6 protein-coding genes are annotated in these 7,855 nt (G+C 51.8%); all 6 read left to right on the forward strand.

Features of this window, described 5'->3' with window-relative positions; translation table 11 throughout:
- The first annotated feature begins 280 nt into the window (after positions 1-280).
- The 6 genes from dnaA (at position 281) to ACP5D0_RS04005 (ending at position 7,680) form a co-directional block, all read left to right on the forward strand.
- Positions 281-1,696: a chromosomal replication initiator protein DnaA gene (gene dnaA / locus ACP5D0_RS03980; RefSeq protein ID WP_472364288.1), complete on the forward strand. Its 1,416-nt coding sequence runs from the start codon at positions 281-283 to the stop codon at positions 1,694-1,696.
- 233 nt (positions 1,697-1,929) lie between these two features.
- Positions 1,930-3,036, forward strand: a complete 1,107-nt coding sequence (gene dnaN / locus ACP5D0_RS03985) for a DNA polymerase III subunit beta (RefSeq protein WP_472364289.1) — start codon at positions 1,930-1,932, stop codon at positions 3,034-3,036.
- An 87-nt stretch (positions 3,037-3,123) separates the two neighbouring features.
- The gene (recF, locus tag ACP5D0_RS03990; protein ID WP_472364290.1) at positions 3,124-4,230 is read left to right on the forward strand and encodes a DNA replication/repair protein RecF; all 1,107 of its coding nucleotides are present in this window, start codon (positions 3,124-3,126) and stop codon (positions 4,228-4,230) included.
- Positions 4,231-4,303: 73 nt separating this feature from the next.
- A complete protein-coding gene (locus ACP5D0_RS03995; RefSeq protein WP_472364291.1) occupies positions 4,304-4,978 on the forward strand; it encodes a response regulator transcription factor in 675 nt (224 codons plus the stop codon).
- On the forward strand, positions 4,975-6,309 hold the full coding sequence (locus ACP5D0_RS04000) for a sensor histidine kinase (RefSeq protein WP_472364292.1): 1,335 nt from the start codon (positions 4,975-4,977) through the stop codon (positions 6,307-6,309). The genes ACP5D0_RS03995 and ACP5D0_RS04000 overlap by 4 nt, the downstream gene beginning before the upstream one ends.
- 177 nt (positions 6,310-6,486) lie before the next feature.
- On the forward strand, positions 6,487-7,680 hold the full coding sequence (locus tag ACP5D0_RS04005; RefSeq protein ID WP_472364294.1) for a TolC family protein: 1,194 nt from the start codon (positions 6,487-6,489) through the stop codon (positions 7,678-7,680).
- Positions 7,681-7,855: the final 175 nt, after the last annotated feature.

A 7,855-nucleotide genomic window follows, 5' to 3' on the forward strand; every position in this document is an offset into this window, starting at 1 on the left:
GGTTAAGCTAATCGGCTGCTAAAATTATTTTATCAATTATTTTCCAATGCCGAAAAACACTCGATTTTTCAGCGAGATAATTCCATTAGCACCCTACTTATCCACACTGTTTTATAACAAGTTATCCACAGGCTCAGGCTGTTTTTCAACCTTATTCACAGGTATAATTCCGCCTGCTTTTCAAGTCAACTTCCACGGCTTACCCTATTTACACAATACACAACCTCCGTCGAAAACAATGCCCTCTATCAGGCTGTTCGACTGGAGACGAGGATTCGTTTTGACAACATCGCTTTGGCCACAAGTTTTAAAACAACTGGAAGCTGTTCTGAACGACCAGCAGATGCAGACCTGGATCAATCCGCTGGAGGCGGTGGAAGACGCCTCCCGTATTCGCCTGATTGCGCCTTCGGGGTTTATTTTGGACTGGGTCAATAAAAAATTGTTGCCCGAAATCAAAGCGGCGGTTTCGCTGGTGGCACCGACCGGCACGCCGACGGTCACCGTTGAAGTCGGCGATTATGCGCTGGACACCTTCGACCAGGCCACCGAAACGTTTGCGAACAGCCATTCCGCCAGCGCCACTGCGTCGGATGCACCCACACGCATCGACCCGCCCGCGTCTCAGCCGAATGCACCCGCCATGCCAGCGCACGACACCCCGGCAAAAACCATCAAGCACAATCTCAATGCCCATTTCGTTTTCGATAATTTTGTCGAAGGGAAAGCCAACCAGCTCGCTGCCGCCGCCGCACGCCAAGTGGCCGACAACCCCGGCGGCAGCTACAACCCTTTCTTTATCTACGGTGGCAGCGGGCTGGGCAAAACCCACCTGATGCACGCCATCGGCAACGATTTAATGCGACGCAATCCAAAAGCGCGTGTCGTTTACCTGCATTCCGAACGCTTTGTGGCGGATATGGTCAATGCGCTGCGTCACAATAAAATTGAAGAATTCAAACGCTTCTACCGCTCGCTGGATACCCTGCTGATCGATGACATTCAGTTTTTTGCCAAAAAAGAACAATCGCAAGAAGAGTTTTTCCACACCTTCAATACCCTACTGGAAGGCAATAAGCAGATTATTTTGACCAGCGACCGTTTTCCCAAGGAAGTGGACGGCTTGGAAGACCGGCTTAAATCACGCTTTGGCTGGGGCTTGACCATCGCGGTCGAGCCGCCGGAATTTGAAATGCGCGTGGCGATTCTAATGAAAAAGGCCAGTGAATTCGGTTTTCTGATGCCGGACGAAGTGGCCTTTTTCATCGCCAAACGCCTGCGGGGCAATGTGCGTGATCTGGAAGGGGCACTGAAACGCGTGGGTGCCTTTGCGCAATTTACCCAACAGATGGTCACGGTTGAACTCGCCAAAGAAGCGCTCAAAGACCAGCTTGCCTTACAGCAAAAAATGATCACGCTGGAAAACATCCAAAAAACCGTCGCCGATTACTACAAAATTCGCGTCGCCGACATTCTGTCCAAGCGCCGCACCCGCAATATCGCCCGTCCACGACAAGTGGCCATGGCCATTGCCAAGGAACTGACCAACCACAGTTTGCCGGAAATCGGCGATGCCTTTGGCGGGCGCGACCATACCACGGTGCTACACGCCGTGCGCAAAATAAAAGAACTCATGGAAACCGATCATCGGATCGAAGAGGACTTTAACACCTTGATACGAATTATGACCAATTGATTAAACGACAAAAATTTTCGGTGCGGCGGTGTATAAATGCCTGAAATCTTGGCATAATGACAACCCTGTGCACTGGCGTGTTTTCGCCAAGGGTGCGTCGCGACCTTCAAGCGCGCAAACGACGCCCGAAGAACCCGGCAAGGTCGATGCAGATTTTTGAATCGAAGCACCCAAGGTAAATTTCGGGTTAGGATCTGACCCACTTTATATTGATTAATGGATTAGGAATTAAGATGAAAATCAGTCTTTCCCGCGAAAACCTATTACATGCCCTGCAAACCGTCGGTGGGGTGATCGAAAAACGCCATACCATGCCCATTTTGGCCAATATCCTGTTTCAAGTGAGTCAAAATCGCCTCACCCTCACGGCGTCCGATTTGGAAATCGAGACCCGCGCGACCACTGAACTGGAAAGCAGCAGCGGCGACTTCGACATCACCCTGCCCGCCATCAAACTGATCAGCATTGTTCGCTCACTGCCGGACGGCTTGACCGTCTCACTGTCGTTTGACGAAATGCGTTGTGAACTCACCGCCGGGCGCTCGCGGTTTAAACTCTCCAGCCTGCCTGCAGACGACTTTCCGACCATTGATTTGACCCAGGTTGAACTGACATTCGATATTGCGCAAGGTCGACTTAAACAACTGATTCACAACACCACCTTCGCCATGGCGACCCAGGACGTTCGCTTTTATCTGAACGGCATGTTATTCGACATCAACCAACAAACCTTGCGTGTGGTGGCCACCGACGGTCACCGTCTATCCACCTGCGCCACCCTGCTAGAAACCGAAGGGCTGGCCGCCACCCAGGCGATTCTGCCGCGTAAGGGGGTGCTGGAGTTGCAAAAACTGGTGGCCGATAACGATTCACTGATCCGCGTTTCGTTTGCCAAAAACTACCTGACCGTGCAACTTGAAAACACCGTTTTCACTTGTAAACTGGTAGACGGTCGCTTCCCCGATTTTAAACGGGTGTTACCGCAACATAACGACCAGCTGGTGCAAACCGACCGTGCACAACTGCGCAACCTGCTGCAACGTGCCGCCATTCTGTCAAACGACAAATTCAAAGGCGTGCGTTTGGCACTGACACAAAACCTGCTCGCCGTCCACACCCATAACTCGGAGCAGGACGAATCCCACGAAGACATGGCCATTGATTACAACGGCACGGAAATGGAAATTGGCTTCAATGTCAATTACCTGCTGGACGTGTTGAATGCCATGCACGAAGAAAGCGTCACCCTGTGTATGAAAGACGCCAACAGCAGCTGCATGGTGGATATTCAAACCGAAAGCTGCCATTGTCAGCATGTCATTATGCCCATGCGCCTTTAGTCTTATTTCCGACCGGCGTCGTCACCCGACGCCGGACAAATCTTATTGCCCCCCTTGTTCCAATCCCCTTTTTCACGAGCGTGAATCGTGTCGAAAATTCAGCAATTACAGCTCAGTCATTTTCGTAATATCGACCAGGCCTGCCTAACCTTTGGTGAAGGACTGAACTTGATCGTTGGCGACAACGCCGCCGGAAAAAGCGCTTTAATCGAAGCCATTTGGGTGCTGGCCTCGGGACGCTCTTTTCGCACCGCCAAACCGCAACACTTGATACAGCACCAGCAGCCGGAGCTGGTGCTGTTTTGCGAGATTTTGGAGGGGCGCAACACCCACAAGGCTGGTCTGGCACGCTCGGCAGACAAGGTCACGGCCAAACTGAACGGCGAGGTTCTGCGCAATCAAGCGGAAATGGCCGCACGCCTGCCCGTGCAATTACTCACCCCCGAAAGCCACCGCCTTCTGGAAGAAGGCCCTAAAGCCCGCCGGCAATTTATTGACTGGGGTTGTTTTCACCATCAAGCCGATTTTTTTCCGCTGTGGCGCACCTATCAACGGTCGCTCAAACAGCGTAATCACGCCTTAAAACGTAAACTACCGGCTGAGCAGACGCAACTGTGGGACGCTCAACTCATCGACACCGCCGAACAGATTGACCAGCACCGGCGACATTATATTGACGCCCTGACCCCTTACCTGATCACCTTCTGCCAAGCGTTAATGCCGGAGCTGAAAACACCGCCTGTCAGCCATTACGCCGCAGGCTGGCCTAAAAACAGCGACAGCTTCGCCAAACTGCTGGCCGCCCAATACCCCAAAGACGCGCAACAGGGGCACACGCAATACGGTAGCCACCGCGCCGACATCAAATTTCGATTTGACGGCCAGGAGGCTATGCTCGCTTTATCGCGCGGGCAACAGAAACTGTTTGTCTGCGCCCTGCTGCTGGCGCAGGCAAGTCTGTATGAACAGCAGAGCCATCAATCGGTCATTATGTTGATTGACGACCTCCCCGCCGAGCTGGATGCCCAGCACCGTAACACCCTGTTGCAACTGTTGGAAACCCTTAATATACAGCACATTCTCACCAGCACCGCCGCCGAACTGATTCCCATCCTCAACCCGGAAACCGCCCGCTGCTGGCGCATTGAACGCGGTCAAATCCACCATTTGCCAATCCACGCCCTAAACCGATAGAATACCCTAGTTACTTCGAATACCCCCTAACAACCCCAACCAAACAACCCAAAAAACCAATGAGACCCTCTTCATGGAAAAACTCCTGCTGGTTGAAGATGAGCCAGGCCTGGTCAAAAACCTGACCACGAAACTCAAAGCGGCGGGGTACATTGTCGATGTGGCACGGGATGGACGAGAAGCCGATTTTATGCTGTCCGAGTATGACTACGACCTGATGATTCTCGACCTCGGTCTTCCGCACAAGTCAGGGCTGGCGGTGCTGGAAGACCTTCGCATGGCGAAAAACAACCTGCCGATTTTGATTTTAACCGCTCGCAATACTTGGCAAGAACGGGTTGAGGGGTTGAAAAAAGGGGCCGACGACTATCTGGGCAAGCCCTTTCATTTTGAAGAGCTACTGGTGCGAATTCAGGTGTTATTGAAACGTCCGGCAGAAGTTCAACAGTCGATTTTACACCTTGACGGGCTGCAGCTGGATCTCAACCTTCGTCAACTGACCGTAGGCGACAAAACCATTCGCTTAACCAAAGCGGAGTTCACCTTGTTAAAAACGTTTTTCAGCCAACCTTTCCGCGTTTTTTCAAAAAGCCAATTGCTGCAACGACTCGGCGATCACACCCATGAACCGGAAAGCAATGTCATTGAAGTCTATATTCGCAGGCTTCGGCAATATCTGGGAAAATCCGCCATTGAAACCCTGCGAGGTCAGGGTTACCGCTTTGTCGGGACAACGACAACGCCATGACCTCCATTGAAAAACAACTCAATCTTTCTCTGGCCTTCAGCCTTTCGCTGGTATTTACCCTGTTTTGGTGGCTGTCGGTGACCACCATTCATCACTTAACGGAAGACTACATTCTGACCCGACTGGAGCACGACACCCAGTCCATTACCCAACACCTAATCGTCTCGAAAAACGACACAGGCGCGGTCGATATTCAAGTGGATTACCATGCCATCTCTCCCATTTACAGTCAGCCAAATTCAGGTCACTACTTTGTGCTGACCTACAACGATCGCACGGTCAAGTCACCGTCTCTGGACAATTTCTCGTTCGCATTAAGAAACCACTCCGGCACCCTTAGCCATTATGAAACACAAGGACCGATTGAAGGCACCATTCTGGTTCGCCGTTTCCACACCACGCGGCCAGACGACCCAACGGACTCCATCACCCTTTACGTCGCTGAAGACCACACCCCGATTCAGCGAACGTTGGCCGTATTTGACACTTTGGTGGGGCTATTTGCGATTCTGACACTCGCAGTGCTTTATCTCAGTCAGCGCTACCTGTTACGAAAAAGTTTCAAACGACTCGAACCGATGCAGTCCGCTCTGGCGGATCTGCAGAAAGGACGGGTGACGCAACTGAATCCAGAAGACTATCCATCGGAGGTAACGCAACTGACGTTAAGCCTCAACCAAGCGATTCTCAGCGCCAACGCCCAGTTACAAAAATCACGGCAATCCAACGCCAACTTAGCGCATAGCTTGAAAACACCGCTCAATTTACTTTACCAGTATCTCGAAGACCCGACCCTTTCTCCTCAACTCAAACGACATTTGACTGGGCAAGTGCAAAAAATCCACACCCGCATCGAAAACGAACTGCAAAAATCTCGCATGGCCATCCATACGTCAGCCATGCCATCATTTTTGTTAACCGACCACTTAAACGACTTACTGACGTCATTGCAGCAATTGTATCCCCACATTCGTTTTCATATTGCCTCACCCGTTCAACCGATCACCACCCTAAACATCGAAAAAGAAGACGGCTTCGAATTACTGGGCAACTTATTGGACAATGCCGCCAAATTCAGTCACGGCGATGTGTTTATCCGCATCGAACAGACCTCGTCTGACTCTGTGAAAATTTGCATTGAAGACAATGGCAACGGTGTTCCCAAACACCAACTGCAAGCCATTCAAACCCGCGGTTACCGTCTGGATGAAACCATTGCGGGGCACGGCATTGGCCTGTCCATCGTCAAACAAATCACCGAGGCCTACCAACTTCACATTCAATTCAAGCCCTCCTCACACGGTGGTTTACAAGTGACTCTTGTGATTTAACTCAAATATTAAGGCTAATTGAACCACAACTGAAAATCCACCAGGCCTGGCCACTTGCCAACTGTTTTGAAAAGACTGTTTGGCTGACATTCCCATCGCCTTTTCAGCTTCGGTTCAGCTTTCATTTTATAATGAGGTGCCTCTGATTGAATCTGTAAAACAGGAGTACACACCGAAATGAAAGCCTTTTGGTTACTGATCGTCCTCAGCGCCTATTCCGCCTCAAGCTGGAGCATAACGTATCAAGCACTCCTGCCCAACGTCATCGCCAAACTTCCGCAAATGCAAACGCTGCAAGACTATCAAGGCTTGTCGGACGCTAACCGTCTGGCCGCAGACAGCTGGATTCCCGGTGAAGTCGAACTCAACCTAAAACACGAAAACGATGCCTTGACCGGCGACCAGGGCTTTCAGTCTTGGGAAGGCGGTGCCTCCTTTCCGGTTTGGTGGCCAGAACAATCCAAACACCAAAACGCCATCGGTCGCGGCTACCAGCATCAATCTCAAACCGTGCAAGCGCGATTGGCGCTCATGGCTTCAGAAAAATTACGTCAGTTGGTCTGGAGCACCACACAAACGACGGTCAAATTACAGTTTGCTCGCGAAGACCTGCAACAAACCCAAGCGCTGGTGGCCTTGATTCAGCAAGGGGTGGTGGCAGGCGACCGCCCTCAATTCGATTTACTGCTGGCGCAAAAATCGCTCAACCAGGCTCAAAAACGTCTGGCGCAACTCACGGCCGAACATCGCATGGCGCTGCAGCAGTATCAGGCATGGACCGACACCACCGAATTACCCGACCCAATCGCTGAGGTCGTCGCCCAGCCTGCGCCAACACTCGAATCCCACCCAGACATTGAATGGCTTCAAGCCCAACAGCAAACGGAAATGGCCAGACTGGCGCTGGCCAAAGCCAGTCGTCTCAGCCAACCAAACGTCTATTTGGCGGTTAAAAACGAACGAGACGACCAAACATCGGATAACAACATCTTAATTGCCGAAGTTCGCTTACCCATCGGCGAAAACCCGATGGCCGCCACCCAAATTGCGGCACAGCGCCAGCAACTTTCACAAGCGCAAATCGCCATCACCGAGGCGCTGCAACAGCTGCGTAAAAGACAATTTGAAGCACGTGAAACCTTAAAAGCGGCCGAAATCGGACAAACACTGGCCGCCGAGCAACGAAAACTGGCGCAGCAGGCCATGCAATTGGCGCAATCCGCCTACCGTCAGGGGGAAACCTCCATCCAAAATCTGTTGCAAATGAAGCAGCAATACTTTGACGATCAACTCAATGATGAAATGGCCAAGCTCGAACGCCTAGAAGCCATCGCCAACCTCAACCAAGCCCTTGGAGTCCGTCTACCATGAAAGCCGTTACCCCCCTGTTTATGAAGTCTCGTGCCGCCACTCGCGCTGCTCGGTCTGTCATCGCTTATTGCTTGACCGCCAGTGCCGCCTTATTTGCGGCTTCAGTCAGCGGTTCTGGCCTTGAGTTAACTGCCGAGAAGCAAGCCTCCTTAGGGGTTCGCACCGCCGTGGTCGA

This window comes from Hydrogenovibrio sp., assembly GCF_049975065.1.
GTDB lineage: Bacteria > Pseudomonadota > Gammaproteobacteria > Thiomicrospirales > Thiomicrospiraceae > Hydrogenovibrio.

Coding starts and splice junctions, on each gene's coding strand:
- dnaN (WP_472364289.1), top strand. CDS start 1,930: ATGAAAATCAGTCTTTCCCGCGAAAACCTATTACATGCCCTGCAAACC.
- ACP5D0_RS04005 (WP_472364294.1), top strand. CDS start 6,487: ATGAAAGCCTTTTGGTTACTGATCGTCCTCAGCGCCTATTCCGCCTCA.
- ACP5D0_RS04000 (WP_472364292.1), top strand. CDS start 4,975: ATGACCTCCATTGAAAAACAACTCAATCTTTCTCTGGCCTTCAGCCTT.
- ACP5D0_RS03995 (WP_472364291.1), top strand. CDS start 4,304: ATGGAAAAACTCCTGCTGGTTGAAGATGAGCCAGGCCTGGTCAAAAAC.